General features: G+C 63.9%; 17 protein-coding genes. 12 read left to right on the top strand and 5 right to left on the bottom strand.

What is annotated here, in order from left to right; translation table 11 throughout:
- Positions 1-22 precede the first annotated feature (22 nt).
- The 4 genes from ABWL39_RS09050 (at position 23) to ABWL39_RS09035 (ending at position 4,629) form a co-directional block, all read left to right on the top strand.
- Entirely contained in the window at positions 23-682 is a 660-nt protein-coding gene (locus tag ABWL39_RS09050) for a hypothetical protein (protein WP_367789373.1), read from the top strand.
- A 69-nt stretch (positions 683-751) separates the two neighbouring features.
- On the top strand, positions 752-3,553 hold the full coding sequence (locus ABWL39_RS09045; RefSeq protein WP_367789370.1) for an ATP-binding protein: 2,802 nt from the start codon (positions 752-754) through the stop codon (positions 3,551-3,553).
- A gap of 18 nt (positions 3,554-3,571) precedes the next feature.
- On the top strand, positions 3,572-4,033 hold the full coding sequence (locus ABWL39_RS09040; protein WP_367789367.1) for a DUF1456 family protein: 462 nt from the start codon (positions 3,572-3,574) through the stop codon (positions 4,031-4,033).
- A 212-nt stretch (positions 4,034-4,245) separates the two neighbouring features.
- Positions 4,246-4,629, top strand: coding sequence for a hypothetical protein (locus ABWL39_RS09035; protein ID WP_367789364.1), 384 nt, complete (start codon positions 4,246-4,248; stop codon positions 4,627-4,629).
- 69 nt (positions 4,630-4,698) lie between these two features.
- On the opposite strand, the gene ABWL39_RS09030 is transcribed toward ABWL39_RS09035, so the two are convergent.
- The gene (locus ABWL39_RS09030; RefSeq protein WP_367789361.1) at positions 4,699-6,903 is read right to left on the bottom strand and encodes a YgiQ family radical SAM protein; all 2,205 of its coding nucleotides are present in this window, start codon (positions 6,901-6,903) and stop codon (positions 4,699-4,701) included.
- A gap of 185 nt (positions 6,904-7,088) precedes the next feature.
- A complete protein-coding gene (locus tag ABWL39_RS09025) occupies positions 7,089-7,439 on the bottom strand; it encodes a DUF488 domain-containing protein (protein WP_367789358.1) in 351 nt (116 codons plus the stop codon).
- 478 nt (positions 7,440-7,917) lie between these two features.
- Between ABWL39_RS09025 and glyQ the strand changes: the two genes are divergently transcribed.
- The 8 genes from glyQ (at position 7,918) to ABWL39_RS08985 (ending at position 16,443) form a co-directional block, all read left to right on the top strand.
- Positions 7,918-8,814, top strand: a complete 897-nt coding sequence (gene glyQ / locus ABWL39_RS09020; protein ID WP_367789355.1) for a glycine--tRNA ligase subunit alpha — start codon at positions 7,918-7,920, stop codon at positions 8,812-8,814.
- Between the two features lie 16 nt (positions 8,815-8,830).
- Positions 8,831-10,900, top strand: coding sequence for a glycine--tRNA ligase subunit beta (glyS, locus tag ABWL39_RS09015; protein WP_367789352.1), 2,070 nt, complete (start codon positions 8,831-8,833; stop codon positions 10,898-10,900).
- A gap of 530 nt (positions 10,901-11,430) precedes the next feature.
- The gene (locus tag ABWL39_RS09010) at positions 11,431-13,680 is read left to right on the top strand and encodes a putative bifunctional diguanylate cyclase/phosphodiesterase (RefSeq protein WP_367789349.1); all 2,250 of its coding nucleotides are present in this window, start codon (positions 11,431-11,433) and stop codon (positions 13,678-13,680) included.
- 42 nt (positions 13,681-13,722) lie between these two features.
- Complete coding sequence (gene gmhB, locus ABWL39_RS09005; RefSeq protein ID WP_367789346.1) at positions 13,723-14,268, top strand: D-glycero-beta-D-manno-heptose 1,7-bisphosphate 7-phosphatase; 546 nt, start codon at positions 13,723-13,725, stop codon at positions 14,266-14,268.
- Positions 14,265-15,044 carry a lysophospholipid acyltransferase family protein gene (locus ABWL39_RS09000; protein WP_367789343.1) on the top strand — a complete coding sequence of 260 codons (780 nt, stop codon included), beginning with the start codon at positions 14,265-14,267 and terminating at the stop codon, positions 15,042-15,044. The genes gmhB and ABWL39_RS09000 overlap by 4 nt, the downstream gene beginning before the upstream one ends.
- Complete coding sequence (locus tag ABWL39_RS08995) at positions 15,007-15,723, top strand: M48 family metallopeptidase (RefSeq protein WP_367789340.1); 717 nt, start codon at positions 15,007-15,009, stop codon at positions 15,721-15,723. The genes ABWL39_RS09000 and ABWL39_RS08995 overlap by 38 nt, the downstream gene beginning before the upstream one ends.
- A gap of 38 nt (positions 15,724-15,761) precedes the next feature.
- A complete protein-coding gene (gene gloA / locus ABWL39_RS08990; RefSeq protein ID WP_367789337.1) occupies positions 15,762-16,166 on the top strand; it encodes a lactoylglutathione lyase in 405 nt (134 codons plus the stop codon).
- Between the two features lie 52 nt (positions 16,167-16,218).
- Complete coding sequence (locus tag ABWL39_RS08985) at positions 16,219-16,443, top strand: PP0621 family protein (protein WP_367789334.1); 225 nt, start codon at positions 16,219-16,221, stop codon at positions 16,441-16,443.
- 76 nt (positions 16,444-16,519) lie between these two features.
- On the opposite strand, the gene ABWL39_RS08980 is transcribed toward ABWL39_RS08985, so the two are convergent.
- The 3 genes from ABWL39_RS08980 to ABWL39_RS08970 all read right to left on the bottom strand — a co-directional run bounded on the left by ABWL39_RS08980 (position 16,520) and on the right by ABWL39_RS08970 (position 18,323).
- On the bottom strand, positions 16,520-17,125 hold the full coding sequence (locus ABWL39_RS08980; protein WP_367789331.1) for a CCXG family PEP-CTERM protein: 606 nt from the start codon (positions 17,123-17,125) through the stop codon (positions 16,520-16,522).
- Between the two features lie 177 nt (positions 17,126-17,302).
- On the bottom strand, positions 17,303-17,755 hold the full coding sequence (locus ABWL39_RS08975) for a hypothetical protein (protein ID WP_367789327.1): 453 nt from the start codon (positions 17,753-17,755) through the stop codon (positions 17,303-17,305).
- A 79-nt stretch (positions 17,756-17,834) separates the two neighbouring features.
- On the bottom strand, positions 17,835-18,323 hold the full coding sequence (locus ABWL39_RS08970; RefSeq protein WP_367789324.1) for a helix-turn-helix domain-containing protein: 489 nt from the start codon (positions 18,321-18,323) through the stop codon (positions 17,835-17,837).
- Positions 18,324-18,461 lie beyond the last annotated feature (138 nt).

Here is an 18,461-nt window from a genome sequence, read left to right as displayed (position 1 = left end):
CCGTCCACCTCCAGACAAGACCATGGACATCGAACTGCAAACCCTGATTTCGCGCCTGCTGGCGCACCGCTATCTCGACCGCAACGACAAGCTCGCGCGGCGCGCGCTGACCGACGAAGGCTTCCGCCAGGCGCTGGACGACCGGCTCGCCGGCTGCGGCCTGACGCTGCTCGAGAACCCCTACTCCGAATACGTCGCCGTCGGCGTCAAGCCGGCAGTCGAAGAAGCCGTGTTCGGCGCCAGCGACGCCTGGCTGTCCAACAACATCGGCCTGCCGCGCGACGGCATCGCGCTGCTGGTGGTCGTGTGGGCGCTGATCATCCTGCCCAAGCGCGAGCGCCAGATTGCCCGCCGCGAGAAGGAGCAGGCCGCGCAGAACGATATGTTCGCCGAAGCCAAGCCGATGCCGGTTGGCGACGACGTGTCGGCAGGCATCCCGGAATCGGCGCTGTACGCTGACTTCGGCGAACAGCTCGGCGGCCGCATGCGCTTCAACACCAATCTCGGCATGCTGTCCAAGCTCGGCTTCATCAACCGCCGCAACAAGGTGATCTACGAAGGCCCGATGCTCGATCTGCTGATCGACTACTCGCGCCTCGCACCACGCATCATCGAAGGCGCACTGGGCGATGTGCTGAAGCAGATGCGCGAGCGGCCGGCAGGACAGGCAACACTGCTGTAAGCCGCAACGCGGCAATATCGATCGAATTCCGCGCCGGGCGGCTGCCCGGCCCACACCAAGTACCGAGTCATGTTCCATATCCAGAAACTCGAAGTCATGCACTGGGATTTCTGGCAGCGCTTCTCGCTGCCGCTCGATGCCCAGATCGTCACCATCATCGGCCCCAACGGCTCGGGCAAGACCACGCTGCTCGACGGTCTGCGCACCCTGCTCGCGCTCAAGTGCTCGGGCAAGCGCGACTACAAGCGCTATGTGCGCAACTCGAAAGAGCCGGTCGCCTGGCTGCGCGGTGTGGTGGACAACGAGCGTTCGGCCTCGGGCCGCTACCCGTTTTTCCCCTTCCTCGATGGCCAGATCACGCTGGCCTGCCGCGTGAAGAAACAGGGCGGTGACTGGATGCGCCAGTATGCGATCCACGAGGGCGACGTCAGCATCGAGGAGATCGACGCGCGCGGCCAGTGGATCGGCGTCAACGACTACCGTCGTCGCCTCGAATCCGCTGGGCTGACACCGGCGATTGCCGAGGTGCTGGCACTCGAACAGGGCGACACCGACAAGCTCTGCGAATACAGCCCGCGTGCCTTGCTGGATCTGGTGTTCCACGTGTTCGGCGAGAAGGAAGTGCTCGACAACTACCAGCAGGCCAAGCAGGAACAACGCGAGGCCGAACGCGAGCTGCAGGAGATGGAGCGCAATCTCGAACAGCTCGGCGCCCGCCTGGAAAAACTCACCGGCCGCGCCAATCGCTACATCGAGTGGCAACAGTTGCAGCAGGAGCGCGTACAGCTCGAAAACGAGGTGCTGCCGCGTCTGGCGCTCAACGAGCTGACCGAGTCGATGCTCGGCGCACGCAAGCAGAACCTCGGTGCCCGCCGCTACCTGCGAGAGAAACTGCTGGTACTCGAAGACCTGCAGAACAAGCTGGCCGACATCGACAAGCAGCTGACCGAAGCCGGCCCGGCGCTGGTCAAGCACCGCCTGGCGCAGTCCGAGACCAACGCCAATTTCATGAAGCTGCGCGAGGACATTCGCGCGCTGGAGAGCAAGCTCAACGAGCAGCAGAAGTTGCAGGAAATGGCGCGTGCCCAAGGCGGCGACCTGTCCGCAGAGATCGATGAACTCGGCCTGAAACGCACCGAGCTCGGCGCATTGCAAGCCGACATCAAGCGCCTCAAGCGCGAGAAGGAAGAAGCAACGGCGCTGGCGCAGACCCTGCGCGGCGGCAAGACGCAGGTGATGCCCTTCGTCGAGCGCTTCCGCGCGGCGCTCGACGAGGCCGGCATCCGTCACGAGATGCTGTCCGATGTCGTCGAGGTGACCGACCCGAGCTGGCAAGGCGCCGTCGAGGCGCTGCTGGCGCCGTACAAGCACGTCGTGCTGCTGAAGCGCGCCGAGGACCGCGCCCGTGCCTGGTCTATCGGCGAGCGGCTGCAATACCGCCACTTCGTCGTCGCCGAGCGCCAGCCCGCACCGCGCGCCGAACGCGGCTCGGTGCTCGATGTGGTGCAGTTCAATGCCGACGCGCCGGACTGGCTGACGCGCCAGCTCAACCGCGTGCAACTGGTCGACGATGCCGAGGCCGGCGCCCGGCGCGGCGCCGATACCGAGTGGATCACGCGCGAAGGCTTCCACCGCGAACGCCGCGGCGGACGCCACATCGGCGTGGCCGCGCACGAATACCACTTCGGCGAAGCCGCGCGCCGCTCGCGCCGCAGCGCGCTGGAGGCCGAGGTCGATCGCATCGAGGCCGAGATCGAACGACTCGAACGCCGCCAGGAGCCGCTGGCCAACCGTATCGGCGTGCTGCAGGCCAAGGTGGCCGGCGTCGATGCCGCCAATATGCTGGCCGCGCGCGCCGACGAATTCCGTCTGGCGGGCGAATCACTGGCGCAACACAAGGACAAGGCGCTCGCTGCGAGCGATGCGCTGATCGCCGCCAACCACACCTTCGAGCAAGCGCAGGAACTCAAGGGCAAGCTCGACACGCGCCAGGGAGAACTGTCCTTCCGCATCCAGCAGGTGCGCGGCGACGTGGACCGGCTGAAGGCGACCGACGGCGTACATCGGCGCGAGCAGGTGCAGCGCTACGAGGCGATCCGCCACAAGCGCGAGCAGATGCCGGCCGAATGGTGGGACCGCAAGGGCCTGAAGACCCTGCGCGAGAAATGGGAATCGACCGGCATGGTCAAGCGCGAGATGGAGCGGCTCGACCACCGCCTCGACGCCGAGGACTGGGAAATCGACCCGAACGTGCTGATGCTCAAGGACAAGCTGCGCGACGAGTTCCACGCCATGGAATTCCAGACCGCGTCGCGCCAGCGCGAATTCGACCGCGCCGCCCAGCTCGCCGACGATGCGCGCGGCGCCTACATCAACGTGCTGCGCAACACGATCCGCCGCTACGGCAAGAACATCCGCTCGCTCGGCGAGCTGGCCGGTATCGAGGTCCACTGCGACACCCCGCATCTCGAAAACGACGACGTGGTGCTGGCGCAGGCCGGGCTCACGGTGCAGTTCAACTTCGACCGCAAGGGCATGATGGGCCTCAACGACGGCGAAGCCTCGGGTGGCCAGCAGGTGATGAAATCGCTGATCCTGCTGATCGGCCTGATGATGGACGACAACCGCCCCGGCGGCTTCGTGTTCATCGACGAGCCGTTCGCCCACCTCGACATCTTCAACATCGACAAGGTGGCGAGCTTCCTCAAGGCGACGCAGGCACAATACCTGATCACCAGCCCAACCACCCACAACGTCAACGTGTTCGAGCCGTCGGAACTGACGCTGGTCACGCGCAAGAAGCAGCCGGGCGAAACCTACGCCCAGCCTATCATGGTGACGGTACGCGAGCGCGCCGCCACCACGGCCTGAGAACAAGGAAGAGCGAGCATGAACTACAACGATGTACTGCGCAGCGTGCGCTTTGCGCTCGACCTGCCCGAGACCCGGGTCGTCGAACTGTTGGCGCTGGCCGGCCATGCGGCGGACAGGGCGGCCGTGGTGACCTACCTGAAGAAGGAGGACGAGGCCGGATATGTCGAATGCGACGCGGCCCTGCTCGATCACTTTCTCGACGGCCTGATCATCGAACGGCGCGGGCCACGTGACGATGGCGCCTTGCAGCCCGCACCCAGCCAGCTCAGCAACAACCACATCCTGAAGAAGCTGCGCATCGCCTTCGAGCTCAAGGAGGACGACGTACTCGCCATCCTGCACAGCGTCCAATTCCGTATCACCAAGGGTGAGCTCAACGCGCTGTTCCGCGCGCCTGGGCACAAGAATTACCGGCCCTGCGGCGACCAGTTCATGCGCAATTTCCTGCGCGGCCTGGCGCTGCGCTACCGCCGCTGAGCCGGGCTGGCAGCCCCTGCCCGGGCAGCGCCAGCCGCCGCGCTGGTCACGCGGTAAACATGCGGCGATGCGGCACAGCATGGCGGCATGCTGCGAACAGGGTTTTTTCGCCAGCAAGGGCGCGCGGCGACTGCGCCTGAGCATCTCACTGCCCACTTCAACTTCTCACCGATTTTGCCGATCTAATGGGTAGTACCCGTCAGGAGCCCATCATGGCCGCCGCCCCGCCGTCCAAGGTCTTCAAGAAAGATTTCATCGCCCCGGATCAACCCAAGCCGGCCCCCATGCCCGTGGCGTCGGCTGCCCCGGCCGTTGCGGCAACACCGATCCTGTCGATCTCGCCGATCATGGTGGGGCTGTGCCTGCTCGCGCTGATCGGCATCCGCATCGCCTATGGCGGCACCGGCTCGGGCCTGATCAATCTGGCGCTCGCTGCCGATGCACTGCTCTACCTCGTCAGCGCGCTGTTCGCCTTCATCTCGACACGCCGGGCGGCAACCGGTGCACGCTGGGAGATACTGGCAAACCTGATCTTCCTGCTCGGCCTGTTGACCATGGTGGCGACCACGGTCGCCTTCGCGTTCGGCACGATGTAGGGTCAGGCATCCAGACTAAAGAAAAAGGGCTGCATGGCAGCCCTTTGTGTTTTGCGACCCGCAGCAGCCTCAGCTGCGGCCGCGCGGCTTGGCGCCGCCGCCTGGCTTGGGTTTGGCGGCACGCCCCTTGCCATCCGCACGCGGTGCTGCGTTGCCTGCAGGCTTGCCGGCGGGGCGGGGCCGTGGTGCGGCGGCTTGGCGCTGCCACGGCTTGTCGGCCGGCACCAGGCAGTCGGGCCGGCCGCCGATCAGGTCGGCACGGCCCATATTGATCAGCGCCTCGCGCAGGATGGGCCAGTTGTCGGGGTCGTGATAGCGCAGGAAGGCCTTGTGCAGCTTGCGCCGGTAGCCTTCCTTGATCACGTCGACCGTTTCCGAGCTGCGGCTGACCTTGCGCAAGGGGTTGCGGCCGGTGTGCCACATGGTCGTCGCCATCGCCATCGGCGTCGGCGTGAAACCCTGCACCTGGTCCGGCTTGAAGCCATTGCGCTTGAGCCACAACGCGAGGTTGAGCATGTCGAGGTCAGACGTGCCCGGGTGCGCGGCGATGAAATAGGGGATCAGGAACTGCTGCTTGCCGGCCTGCTTCGAGTAGCGGTCGAACAGCTCCTTGAAGCGCTCGTAGGTGTCGATGCCGGGCTTCATCATCTTGTCGAGCGGGCCCTGTTCGGTATGCTCGGGCGCGATCTTCAGGTAGCCGCTGACGTGGTGCGTGACCAGCTCCTTGATGTATTCGGGCGAGCGCACGGCGATGTCGTAACGCAGCCCCGAGCCGATCGTCACGCGCTTGACGCCCGGCAGCGTGCGCGCCTTGCGGTAGAGCTGGATCAGCGAGGAATGGTCGGTATTGAGGTTCTCGCAGATGCCGGGATAGACACAGCTCAGGCGGCGACACGAGGACTCGATCTTCGGGTCACGGCACGAGAGGCGGTACATGTTCGCGGTCGGGCCGCCCAGGTCCGAGATATGGCCGGTGAAGCCATCGGTCTTGTCGCGGATCTCCTCGATCTCGTGCAGGATCGACTCTTCGGAGCGGCTCTGGATGATGCGCCCCTCGTGCTCGGTGATCGAGCAGAAGGTGCAGCCGCCGAAGCAGCCGCGCATGATGTTGATCGAGAACTTGATCATGTCCCACGCCGGAATGCGCGCCTTGCCGTAGCTCGGATGCGGGTTGCGGGCATAGTCCATGCCGTAGATGTAGTCCATCTCCTCGGTCGTCAGCGGGACCGGCGGCGGGTTGATCCACACGTCGCGCTCGCCGTGCTGCTGAATCAGCGCGCGCGCGTTGCCGGGGTTCGATTCGAGGTGCAGCGTGCGGCTGGCATGGGCATACAGCACCGGATCGTGCGTGACGGCCTCGTAAGCCGGGATGCGGATGGCCGTGCGGGCGCGCTCGGCCTTGCGCGCGGCGACACGCTCGGCGGCGGAAACGATGCGCACCGGCTGCGGCGCGGCCGGGTCGGTTGCCGGCGCGGCGGCCTGCTTCTCCGCTTCCATCGCATACGGATCGGGGTGCGGATCGACACGGCCCGGTGTATCGACGGTCGTCGAGTCCATCTCGGCCCAGCCCTCGGGCTTCCAGCCGTGCTGCACGATGAACGAGGTGCCGCGCACGTCGCGGATCTGGCTCAGCTTCTCGCCTGCCGCCGCACGATGCGCGACTTCGACCAGCGCCCGCTCGGCGTTGCCGAACAGCAGGATGTCGGCCTTCGAGTAGATCAGCGCCGATTGGCGCACCTTGTCGCTCCAGTAGTCGTACTGCGCGATGCGGCGCAGGCTGGCCTCGATGCCGCCGGCCATGATCTGTACGCCCGGGTAGGCCTCGCGGCAGCGCTGGCAGTAGATCGTCAGCGCACGGTCCGGGCGCTTGCCAGCCACCGCGCCGGGCGTGTAGGCGTCGTCGGAACGCGGCTTCCTGTCTGCCGTGTAGCGGTTGATCATCGAATCCATGTTGCCGGCGGTCACGCCGAAGAACAGGCGCGGCTTGCCCAGCACCTTGAAGGCCTCGGCCGACTGCCAGTCCGGCTGGCTGATGATGCCGACACGGAAGCCCTGTGATTCGAGCACGCGCCCGATCAGCGCCATGCCGAAGCTCGGATGATCGATATAGGCGTCGCCGGTGACCAGGATGATGTCGCATTCGTCCCAGCCCAGCGCCTCCATCTCGGTCCGGCTCATCGGCAGGAAGGGCGCCGTGCGGCCTTGTGTGCCCCAGTACGGGCGATAGGATTGGATGGGCTTGGCAGCGGACGGTGCGGCGAGAATCGGGCTCATGGGCGGGAGGAAAATCGGGAAGGCGCGTATTGTGCCCGACTTTCACTACCAAGTCACAAAATTTTATTTGTAGATCATGGACATAGCAACACAAACCGGGTACCGGGCGACCCGCGCACCGGCGCTATCGGCCCACCCTGGCGGCAAGACCGTAAGCCGCGCCGTGATTGGCGCCCAAGCCCGATTCAGCCGGCATTATCCAGATAGCCCTGGATATAGGCGATCAGCACATGGCCGTGATTGCGCTCGGGCTCGGCGGTGCTGGTGAGAAAAGTCACCGGCCCGGCCTCGATCAGCTGCAGCAGCGGCGCCAGTGCTTCGTGGTGCGCCCCCAGCTCGGCCGCATAGCGCAGCCTGAATTCCTCCCAACGAGCGGGGATATGGTCGTACCACTTGCGCAGCTCGTTGGACGGCGCGATCTCCTTGGCCCACAAGGTCAGCTGCGCCCTCTCCTTGCTGATGCCACGCGGCCAGAGCCGGTCGATCAGCACGCGGGCGCCATCATCGCCCGCCACCGGCTCGTATATCCGCTTCATTCGGATCTGCATGATCTGTCCGCTCCAAACAGGGAAGGTTTCGACACGATGCAGCCCACGGCCGGGCGCGGCCCATCGCCAGCACATACGACCCGCTCTGCCTACCTCAGCATAGCCGCTATCGCTCGCGGTGCGTACGCCGATCTGCCGCCGGGCACGTGCACCGGGCCGACCCGCACTTGCCTACCGGCGAATGATGACTACGCACATGCGCCACCAACGTCCGAGCATCCCGCGCCAGTGACGACAAACCGGCCGGCCTGCAGGTATCGGCACGCAACAGCCATCGCGCCTTCAGCAAGAATGTCCGGTACTGTCCAGGCAACTCGGCCAAGCCATCCTCGCGCGTTATCGCTGAACATCCGCAGGCTACATATTAGCCAATGCTGTTGCCGCTTCCCATTGCGTCCGTCAGGGTTTGAGTGCCCCTGCAAACCGGGTAGAATCGACGTTTTGACTTGTTTGCAAGCATCGATCCATGCTGACCTTCCAGGAAATCATCCTCACCCTGCAGAACTACTGGAACAAGCAGGGGTGCGCCCTGCTCCAGCCTTATGACTTGGAAGTGGGCGCGGGCACCTCGCACACCGCCACCTTCCTGCGCGCGATCGGCCCCGAGCCGTGGAATGCCGCCTACGTGCAGCCCTCGCGCCGCCCCAAGGATGGCCGCTACGGCGAAAACCCGAACCGCCTGTTCCAGCACCACCAGTTCCAGGTCGTACTGAAACCGTCGCCCGACAACATCCAGGACCTCTACCTCGACAGCCTGCGCGCACTCGGCATCGACCCGACCGTGCACGACATCCGCTTCGTCGAGGATGACTGGGAAAACCCGACGCTGGGCGCCTGGGGCCTGGGCTGGGAAGTCTGGCTGAACGGCATGGAGGTGACGCAGTTCACCTACTTCCAGCAGGTCGGTGGCCTCGACTGCAAGCCGGTGCTGGGCGAGATCACCTATGGCCTCGAGCGCCTGTCGATGTACCTGCAGGGCGTGGAAAACGTCTACGACCTGGTCTGGGCCATCATGCCCGACGGCAGCAAGCTCACCTACGGCAACGTGTTCCTGCAGAACGAAGTCGAGCAGTCGAAGTTCGCCTTCGAGGCGACCAACGTCGCGCTCCTGTTCGAGCAGTTCAACAACTACGAGGCCGAAGCCAAGCGCCTGCTCGAACTCGGCCTGTCGCTGCCGGGCTATGAGATGATCCTCAAGGCCGGCCACACCTTCAACCTGCTCGACGCCCGTGGCGCGATCTCGGTGACGGAGCGCGCCGCCTATATCGGCCGCATCCGCAATCTCGCGCGCGGCGTGGCCCAGGCCTATTACGAAGCCCGCGAAGCGCTTGGCTTCCCGATGTGCCAGCCGCGAACCGAATAACCAAGAAGAAGCTGCCATGCAAGACACCCTGCTCATCGAACTCCTGACCGAAGAGCTGCCTCCCAAGGCGCTGCCCAAGCTGGGCGCCGCCTTTGCGCAGAGCATCTTCGACGATCTGGTCAAACTCAACTTCGTCGAAGCCGACAACGAATTCCATGTCTTCGCCAGCCCGCGCCGCCTGGCGGTCACCGTGCCCAATGTCAGCGCGATCCAGCCCGACCAGGCGGTCGAGCGCCGCGGCCCGGCCGTCGCCAGCGCGATGAAGGATGGCCAGCCGACACCGGCCCTGGCCGGCTTTGCCCGTTCCTGCGGCGTCGACGTCGCCCAGCTCGCTATCGGCAACGACGGCAAGCAGGATGTCTACGTGCATCGCTATACCAAGACAGGCGAAGCGCTGTCGGCCCAGCTCGCAGGCCTGGTCGAGGCCGCGCTGAAGAAGCTGCCGGCCCCCAAGCTGATGCGCTGGGGTGCCCGCGAGCGCCAGTTCATCCGCCCGGTACACGGCCTGATCATGCTGCACGGCAGCCAGGTGGTGGACGGCACGGTGCTCGAACTCGGCAGCGGCAACACCACGCTGGGCCATCGTTTCCTGTCGCAGGGCGAGATCGCGATTGAGAACGCTGATACCTACGCCCGCACGCTGTATGAGCAGGGCCACGTGATCGCCAGCTTCGACGCGCGCCGCCACTACATCGAGGACCAACTGCAGCGTGCTGCCAAGGCCGCCGGCTGCCAGCTCAACGATTATCACGCGCTGCTCGACGAAGTCACCGCGCTGGTCGAATGGCCTGTGGTCTACACCGGCAGCTTCAGCGCCGACTTCCTCAAGGTGCCGCAGGAGTGCCTGATCCTGTCGATGCAGCAGCACCAGAAGTATTTCCCGCTGCTCGATAACCAGGGCCGGTTGCAGCCGCGCTTCCTGGTGGTCAGCAACCTGCAGACCGAAGACCCGTCGCACATCGTCCACGGCAACGAGCGCGTGCTGCGCGCGCGGCTGTCGGATGCCAAGTTCTTCTTCGAGCAGGACCAGAAAACCCGCCTCGATGCACGCGTCAACCGCCTCGAGAACGTGGTCTACCACAACAAGCTCGGCTCCCAGCTCGAACGCGTGCAACGCCTGGTCAAGCTCGCGGGCCTGATCGCCAGCCACCTCAACGCCGATGCCAAGGCGGCCGAGCGCGCCGCCTACCTGGCCAAGGCCGACCTGCTGACCGACATGGTAGGCGAGTTCCCCGAGCTGCAGGGCATCATGGGCCTCTACTACGCCAAGCTCGACGGCGAAACCGAGGTCGTGGCACAGGCAATCGAGGGGCATTACCACCCGCGCTTCGCCGGCGATACCCTGCCGCAGGGCAATGTCGCGGCCGCCGTGGCGCTCGCCGACAAGCTCGATACCCTGGTCGGCATCTGGGGCATCGGCCTGATCCCAACCGGCGACAAGGACCCGTTCGGCCTGCGCCGCCACGCGCTCGGCGTGCTGCGCATCCTGCTCGAATCGCCGCTGTCGCTGGACCTCAAGGCACTGCTCGAGCATGCGCGCGCCGGCTTCGTCACCGCCAACCTGGCCGACGACACCGTGTCCAGGCTGTTCGATTTCATGCTCGAACGGCTGAAGAACTACCTGGCAACACGCGATTTCGCGCAGGATGCGATCGAAGCCGTGGTGAGCCAGGGCCCGAGCCGCATCGACCAGGTGTTGCCGCGCGTCGAAGCCGTCACCGCATTCCGCTCGCTGCCAGAGGCCGAGGCGCTGGCCGCCGCCAACAAGCGTATCGGCAACATCCTGAAAAAGACCGACGAAGCCACCGGCACGCCGGACTTCGCACTGCTGCAGGAAGCAGCCGAGAAGGCGCTGTTCGACGCGGTGATCCAGGTCAAGCCGCAAGTCGAGTCGCACGTCGCCAACCTCGACTACACCGATGCGCTGAAGGCACTCGCCGGCCTGCGCACGAGTGTCGACACCTTCTTCGACGAGGTGATGGTGAACACCGACGAGCCACTGATCCGCAAGAACCGCCTGTCGCTGCTCGCCGAGCTGCAAGGGCTGATGAACCGGGTCGCCGACATTGGCAAGCTGGCAGGCTGACGCGCAATACGCCGCACAGAAAGCCGGGTCGTCATGGCCCGGCTTTTTTTCGCCTACGCAGCCCGATCGCGGGAAACCCCGCCCGCTTGATACCCATCAAACCGCCCCTGCCCACCCGTCGCGATACTCGCCATCATCTTGCCATCGGCATCATCAGCACCAGGCTCGGGAAGACAATGGAATATTCAGCCTAATCAATCGGATAGATTCCCGATTCCCGTTTGCCGGATGTGGGGACATCCCTCATTTTCTTGCGCGAGAGTCGCCGTTACACTGCCGCCGGCACCCCTGCCCAACCCGCCGATTCGCCCGGTCGCCGAGCCCGCCCGCAGGCCGGGGCAAGCACGCTATTTCCGCCTCTATTTTGGACCCCAATGCTTTTATCGAAACCCTTGCCGCCGGGCATGAAAACAGAGCTAGCCCCGAGCGGGCCTGCTAGATTGATGGATATGAACCCGGTCGCGGCAAGCCCCATGCCCTCCCTGTATCTTTCCCCGCGTCGACTGCCCTGGCGAATCGCACTGGCCTACATGGCATTTGCATTGCTATGGATTTTCGCCAGCGAGCTGATACTCGACAACCTGATGCCGGGCGACCCGCGCCTGCCGATGATCAGCATGGTCAAGGGCATGGCCTTCGTACTGGTCACCAGCGGCCTGTTGTACTTCTACGCACGCCGCCTGACACGCAAGCTGCTGCGCCTGAGCGGTAGCGCGCGCGCGTTCGGCCTGGCCTACCGCTCGGTGTTTCGCGACAGCCCGCACCCGATGTGGGTCTACCTGGAGCAGTCCGACGTCATCGTCAGCGCGAACCGGGCGGCACAGCAGTTGTTCGGCTGCAAGCGCCATGATTTCCGCGACATCAAGCCGGTCGACCTGCTGCATCCGGACGACCGGGCGACCTTCCTCGCCCTCCGCGACGCGCTGGCGCTGCAGCCGCAGCTGTCGCTGTCCGGCAAGTTCCGCCATCGCCTGGCCAACGGCAGCTACGCGCCGCTCGAAGTGTACTCACAGCAGATATCCTATCGCGGGCAGGCGGCACGCCTGGTGTTCGCCTACGACGTCAGCGAGCGCGAGCTCAACCAGTCGCAAATCGCCGCCGCCAGCCATCAGCTCGCGCTGACCGGCGAGGTGATCGAGAACAGCGTCGACGCGATCATGATCACCGACGCACACAACAGCATCCTCTCGGTGAACCGTGCGTTCACCCAGATCACAGGCTACCACGCGGACGAAGTGGTTGGCTTCAGCCCGCACCTGCTGGCCTCGGGCCGGCATGACCGCACCTTCTACACCACGATGTGGGAAAGCCTGCGCGCGCAGGGACGCTGGGAAGGCGAAATCTGGAATCGCCGCAAGAATGGCCAGGACTACCCCGAATGGCTGCGCATCAGCGTGGTCAAGAACAAGGAAGGCCACACGACCCATCACGTCGCGCATTTCACCGACATCAGTGATCGCAAGGTGACCGAGGCGCAGATCCAGCGCCTCGCTTTCTTCGATTCGCTGACCGGCCTGCCCAACCGCCTGCTGGCGCAGGACAGGCTGCGAGCGGCCTGCGCCAGTGCCAGGCGGCACAACCGGCGGGTCGGGCTGTTGCTGATCGACATCGACCACTTCAAGGTCATCAACGACTCGCTCGGCCACCAGCATGGCGATGCGCTGCTCAAGCTGGTCTCCGAGCGGCTGCGGCTGGCGCTGCGCTCGGAAGACACGGTGGCCCGCGTCGGCGGCGACGAATTCCTCGTCGTCCTGCCCGACCTGCAGCATGACGAGACCGCCGCGACCGTCGCGGCCGACCTGCTGCAATCGTTCGACGAGCCGCTGGCGGTATCTAACCATACCCTGCACGTGACGTTGAGCATCGGCATCAGCATCTTCCCCGGCGATGCGACCGATGTCGATACGCTGCTGCGCAACGCCGATGCCGCACTATTCGCCGCCAAGCAAGGCGGGCGCAATGCCTATCATTTCTTCACCACCGCGCTGCACGAGGCGGCCGTGGAGCGCCTACGCCTCGAAAGCGACCTGCGTCAGGCCATCTCGCGCCAGCAGCTCACGCTGTATTACCAGCCGCAGGTCAATACCCACAGTCGCCGTGTAACCGGCTTCGAGGCGCTGCTGCGCTGGCCACACCCCTTGCTCGGCCTGATCTCGCCGGCGCGCTTCATTCCGGTCGCCGAGGAAACCGGCCTGATCGTGCCGCTGGGCACCTGGGTACTCAAGGAATCGGTGCGCCAGGCGGCCGAATGGCATCGCCAGGGGCACCGCATCCTGATGGCGGTCAACGTCTCGGCCAAGCAGTTCCGCCAGCCGGATTTCTTCGACATCGTTGCACACACACTGGAGAGCCACAATTTTCCGGCACAATGGCTGGAGCTCGAACTGACCGAAAGCCTGGTCATGGACGACTCGGCCGATGTGCTGCAACGGCTGCACCGCCTACGCGAGCTCGGCGTACAGCTCGCCATCGACGATTTCGGCACCGGCTACTCGAGCCTGCACTACCTGCGCCGCCTGCCCGTCACCAAGCTCAAGATTGACCAGAGCTTCGTGCGCAGCATCAGCAACCCGGAAGACGAGGCCGTCGTCGCCTGCATCATTCAGCTCGCCAACAGCCTGCACCTGCATACCATCGCCGAGGGCGTGGAGCAGGAGTACATGTCGGACAAGCTCGAAACACTGGGCTGCGACGAGCTGCAGGGCTATCTCTTCGGCCGACCCGAACCCGCCGACACGGCTAGCGCGCTGCTGCGCGAGGCGGCTGGCACCTCGGTATAAATGCGGCTTGAAAGGCCCGCCTGTTTCTGTAAACTGCGTGCCATGAAATTTGTCATCCTCGACCGTGACGGCGTGATCAACTACGACAGCGCCGAATTCATCAAGAACCCCGACGAGTGGCAGCCGCTGCCGGGTAGCCTGGAGGCGGTTGCCCTCCTCAACCAGCATGGCTTCCGGGTCGTCGTCGCCACCAACCAGTCGGGTATCGGCCGTGGTCTGTTCGATATGTCGGCACTCAACGCCATGCACCAGAAGATGCATCGCCTGCTGGCACAGGCGGGCGGCAAGGTCGACGCGGTATTCTTCTGTCCGCATACGGCCAAGGATGAGTGCAGCTGCCGCAAGCCGAAGACCGGCATGTTCGAGCAGATCGCCGAGCGTTTCTCGATCCGCCTGAGCGGCGTGCCGGGCATCGGCGATAGCCTGCGCGACCTGCAGGCCGTCGAGGCAATGGGCGGCCGCCCCATCCTCGTACTCACTGGCAAGGGCGAGAAAACCCAGGAAGCCGGCGGCCTGCCGGCCGATACGCTGGTGTTCGCCAACCTGCTGGAAGCCGCCAAATTCCTCATCAAGGAGCAGCCGGAATGAGCGTCTGGCTGCGCTCCCTGCTGTTCCAGCTCGCCCAGCTGTTTGTCACCCCGGTTTTCGCGCTGATCGCCATCCTGATCCTGCCGCTACCACCCATCCTGCGCTATCGCATCGTCACGCAGTGGTCACGCATCTACGTGTGGCTCGGTGCGGTGCTGTGCGGCGTGCGCTTCAAGGTCGAAGGCGCGGAGAACCTGCCCGATACGCCCTGTGTCATCTTCTCGAAGCACCAATCGGCTTGGGAAACCGTCGCCTATTCGCAGATATTTCCGCCCCAGGTGTGGGTGGCAAAGCGCGAGCTCGCCTGGGTGCCTTTCTTCGGCTGGGGCCTGGCGACGTTGTCGCCCATCCTGATCAACCGTTCGGACAAGCGCAAAGCCAACAAGCAGCTGATCGAGCAGGGTCGGGACCGCATCCGCAAGGGTTTCTGGATCGTCATCTTCCCCGAGGGCTCGCGCATCCTGCCCGGGCGCAAGGGCAGCTTCAAGACGGGCGGCGCCCGGCTGGCCCGCGATCTCGGCGTGCCTATCCTGCCGGTGGCGCTGAACTCGGGCGAGTTCTGGCCCAAGAACTCCTTCCGGCGCTACCCCGGGGTGATTACGGTCGTCATCGGGCAGCCGATCTCTCCCGTCGGGCAGACCGTCCAGTCGCTGACCGAAGCGGGCGAAAGCTGGATCGACCAGCAGATGCAGCGCATCGGAAATGCCGGCCCGTGCTACCCGCGCCATGAGTCACCGCGTGCCACCACCATCATCAGCCCAGCCACGCTCGATTGAGCTCGCCGGCCAGCAGGTCGACTACCTGCTGAAGCGCAGCGCGACCCGGCGCAGCCTTGGCCTGCGCGTCGATCACCGCGGGCTGACCGTCAGCGTGCCGGCTCGCACGCCGGAGAGCCACATCCAGACGCTGCTACGCGACAAGGCCGGCTGGATACTCGACAAGCTCAATCACTGGCAGGCGCCAGCCGTTGTCCCGCTCGAACACGGCGGCACCATCTGGCTGCTCGGCGAGCCGCTCACCTTGAGCGTGCAGCCCGCAGGGCGCGCCAGTAGCAAACGTGACGGAGACACCGTACTGCTCGGCCTGCCCGCAGCGACAGCGGAAACAGTTGCACTCGGCGTTACGCGCTGGCTGCAGCGCGAGGCCAGGGCATATTTCCTGGCGCGGACGCCCGTGCTCGCCGCCGCGCTCGGCGTGACGCCGGGCAAGGTGCTGCTGTCCAGCGCCAAAACCCGCTGGGGCAGCTGCAACAGCCGTGGCGAGATCCGCCTCAACTGGCGGCTGATCCAGGCCCCCGCCCACCTGATCGACTATGTGATCGTGCACGAGCTTGCGCACCTGCTCGAAATGAACCACTCGCCATGCTTCTGGTCGCACGTGGCCAGGCTCTACCCCGACTACCGGCGTGCGCGCGCCGAGCTGAAAGATCTCGGCGCCGCGCTGCACCTGCTGTAACACCGGCCTGGCGGCCGCCCCAACCATCGGAGAACATCATGAGAATCCTTCACACCATGTTGCGCGTGGGCAATCTGGAACGCTCGATCGACTTCTACACCGGCGTGCTGGGCATGCGCCTGCTGCGCCAGTCCGACTATCCCGATGGCCGTTTCACGCTGGCCTTCATCGGTTACGGCGAGGAGTCGGAAACCGCCGTGCTTGAGCTAACCCACAACTGGGACACCGAGCGCTATGATCTCGGCAACGGCTATGGCCACATCGCGATCGAGGTGAAGGATGCCTATCAGGCCTGCGAGGAAGTAAAGAAGCGCGGCGGCAAGGTCACGCGCGAAGCCGGGCCGATGAAGCATGGCACGACGGTGATCGCCTTTGTCGAGGACCCCGACGGCTACAAGATCGAGTTCATCCAGCGCAAGCCCGTGTCCGGTGCGCCGGACTGACTTCCTGCCCAGTCAGTGCTAGGCTAGCACCTTCCCCCGCGAGAGGCCCGTCGTGCTGCTACGAATCATCGCCCTGCTCATCATCGGCTATCTGATCTGGCGCTGGCTGCGCCAGAGGCCGCCGCTCGACACACCGCCCGAGGCGGTACCGCACCAGCTGCTGCGCTGCGCCCAGTGCGGCACCTTCGTGCCGGAAAGCGAGGTGGTCAGGGATGGGCAGCGCACCTTCTGCTGCGCCGACCACCGCGACAAGTTCAAACTGACGAGCGACAACTGATCGCCGCCGATCAGCTGCGCCCCACGAAAAACGCCACGGCAAAAACCGTGGCATTTTTCGTGGCAGGCAACGAGGCTTACTTGCGACGGCGTGCCGTCACCAGGCCCAGCGCCGCGATGCCGAACAGCGCGAGGCTACCCGGCTCCGGGATGTGAGCCAGCGAGTCGTTGCTGGCGAAGGTTGTCCAACGGCCGCTGCTGCCGATGCTGAATTGCGCGCTCTGGGTGCCATCGCAGCAACCTTCGAAACCGTAGACGTCGAAGCGATGGTTGCCATAGGCCAGATTGGCGACCGTCGCGCTCAGTAGCTCGCCCGATGCGCCCCAGTTGGCGGCCCACCACAGGTCGTCGCTCTTGAAACCGAGCACCACACCGTCGAGGAACAGCGCACCGCCACGGCCAAAATCAGGCCCGACGCGGAAGGACCAGTTACCGGCATTGGCCGACGACACGCCAAAATCGATGCCATAGTGGAAGGCGATGTTTTGATTGCTGCCGCCCGAGCAAACCGACTGGTTGCTGACCTGATCGAACACACTCAGCGTCTTGTCGCAATAACCGGCAGTGGGGGCTGCGCCCACCAGACCGTTGATGGTGGTGCGATAAGGTGCTGCGGCGTTGAAATTGCCGGCAGTCGAATAACGGCTCTGGTAGCCGATGACACTTGCCGCGGCCTGCTGCAATGGAACAATGGCCGCCAGGACGGCGATAGCGACACCTTTATATACGTTGCCTTGTATTTCTAGCTCCGGTCATACCTGCCGCAGGGCTCCTGGGCTGGCAGTTTTTCATCGAAGCAATAAATAAAGCAATTCATGTGCCATATATAAACATCTCAATATATTCAATATTTTATATATTCACATAGCGCGATATTTTTGCCGGTTGTAAAATTTCCCGACACTCCGTGTGGGGTGGTGATCGAATTGGCATAGTGACAAAGGATCAAGAAAGGCGAAAAACCCCAAACGGAACAAAAGGCTAGCGCTAAACAGGCTAGCCTTTATGTTTTGCGCAGAATTGCTATTTTTTGAGCGGGAAATGATCTGTTTTGCGCAGGTTTTGACACTTACTGCGCATCGAATGATCTGGGCGGCAAGAAAGACCAGGCGGCCACCTGGATAGAAGGCATCATCGTTCACTGCGGTGTTAAACAGGGCCGGAGTGCGGGGGCCGGGGCCGACCAACAACCCGCCTACATCTGTCCAGCCGTCCACCTTGCGACGTCCTTGCGTCTCCTGGTGGCGGCGATCGTGGAAGGTGTCACTCATCAACCACAACATCAAATCAACGTTTTCCGGGTTGCTCAGCATATGTGCCTTATATGCAAAAAAACGCATATTATTGCACGCCCACCCGGTCACATGCCGAGCGCTATCGCTAACCAATTGATTACGCAGCAGCCTTCATCACCCCTTCAACAAACGTATCTAGTACGCCTTTTAGACTGCCGTAGTTCTTGTGGATATGCTCGATAAGCATTGCCTTCTTTTCCGGGGTTGCCGCAAGGTCGTGCTCATTCTGATAGCGCTCCAGAGTGATGATGATGTGACGTAGCGCCTCGTAGTCCATCGTGGGTGCTTGCTCAGCGCCCTTGTCACTTATTTGCATCGCTCCCTCGCCATAAAGCAGCCAATCAAGGCGGACCTCGTAGCGGCGAGCTAGCTTGCCCAACATTGTTCCGTCTGGCTCTCGGACACCATCCTCCCATCGCTGTGCGGTTGATATTGCTACGCCTAATTCACGGGCGAAGGCATCCCTGGATACCTTGGCAATATCCGTTCGGACCTTTTTTATTCGCGCACCAAGCTCCATTCTGAGTCGTCCAAGTTCATCACCAGAACTCGGATGCTGCAGGTCAGCTCCATTTTCATCGTCCACGTTTGACTTAACCATATGAATTTGCGCAAAAAACCCAAATAATCGAGCCAAAAAACACCCGATCGGAACTAAAACAAACTCGGATTAACTCCAAAAGGAGTTGCATCCAACTTAAAACGGAACTAATATGCACTCACC

Source organism: Chitinivorax sp. PXF-14, from assembly GCF_040812015.1.
GTDB lineage: Bacteria > Pseudomonadota > Gammaproteobacteria > Burkholderiales > SCOH01 > JBFNXJ01.
This window is presented reverse-complemented; position numbering and strand designations above follow the sequence as displayed.

Coding starts and splice junctions, on each gene's coding strand:
- ABWL39_RS09050 (WP_367789373.1), top strand. CDS start 23: ATGGACATCGAACTGCAAACCCTGATTTCGCGCCTGCTGGCGCACCGC.
- ABWL39_RS09045 (WP_367789370.1), top strand. CDS start 752: ATGTTCCATATCCAGAAACTCGAAGTCATGCACTGGGATTTCTGGCAG.
- ABWL39_RS09040 (WP_367789367.1), top strand. CDS start 3,572: ATGAACTACAACGATGTACTGCGCAGCGTGCGCTTTGCGCTCGACCTG.
- ABWL39_RS09035 (WP_367789364.1), top strand. CDS start 4,246: ATGGCCGCCGCCCCGCCGTCCAAGGTCTTCAAGAAAGATTTCATCGCC.
- ABWL39_RS09030 (WP_367789361.1), bottom strand. CDS start 6,903: ATGAGCCCGATTCTCGCCGCACCGTCCGCTGCCAAGCCCATCCAATCC.
- ABWL39_RS09025 (WP_367789358.1), bottom strand. CDS start 7,439: ATGAAGCGGATATACGAGCCGGTGGCGGGCGATGATGGCGCCCGCGTG.
- glyQ (WP_367789355.1), top strand. CDS start 7,918: ATGCTGACCTTCCAGGAAATCATCCTCACCCTGCAGAACTACTGGAAC.
- glyS (WP_367789352.1), top strand. CDS start 8,831: ATGCAAGACACCCTGCTCATCGAACTCCTGACCGAAGAGCTGCCTCCC.
- ABWL39_RS09010 (WP_367789349.1), top strand. CDS start 11,431: ATGGCATTTGCATTGCTATGGATTTTCGCCAGCGAGCTGATACTCGAC.
- gmhB (WP_367789346.1), top strand. CDS start 13,723: ATGAAATTTGTCATCCTCGACCGTGACGGCGTGATCAACTACGACAGC.
- ABWL39_RS09000 (WP_367789343.1), top strand. CDS start 14,265: ATGAGCGTCTGGCTGCGCTCCCTGCTGTTCCAGCTCGCCCAGCTGTTT.
- gloA (WP_367789337.1), top strand. CDS start 15,762: ATGAGAATCCTTCACACCATGTTGCGCGTGGGCAATCTGGAACGCTCG.
- ABWL39_RS08975 (WP_367789327.1), bottom strand. CDS start 17,755: ATGCTGAGCAACCCGGAAAACGTTGATTTGATGTTGTGGTTGATGAGT.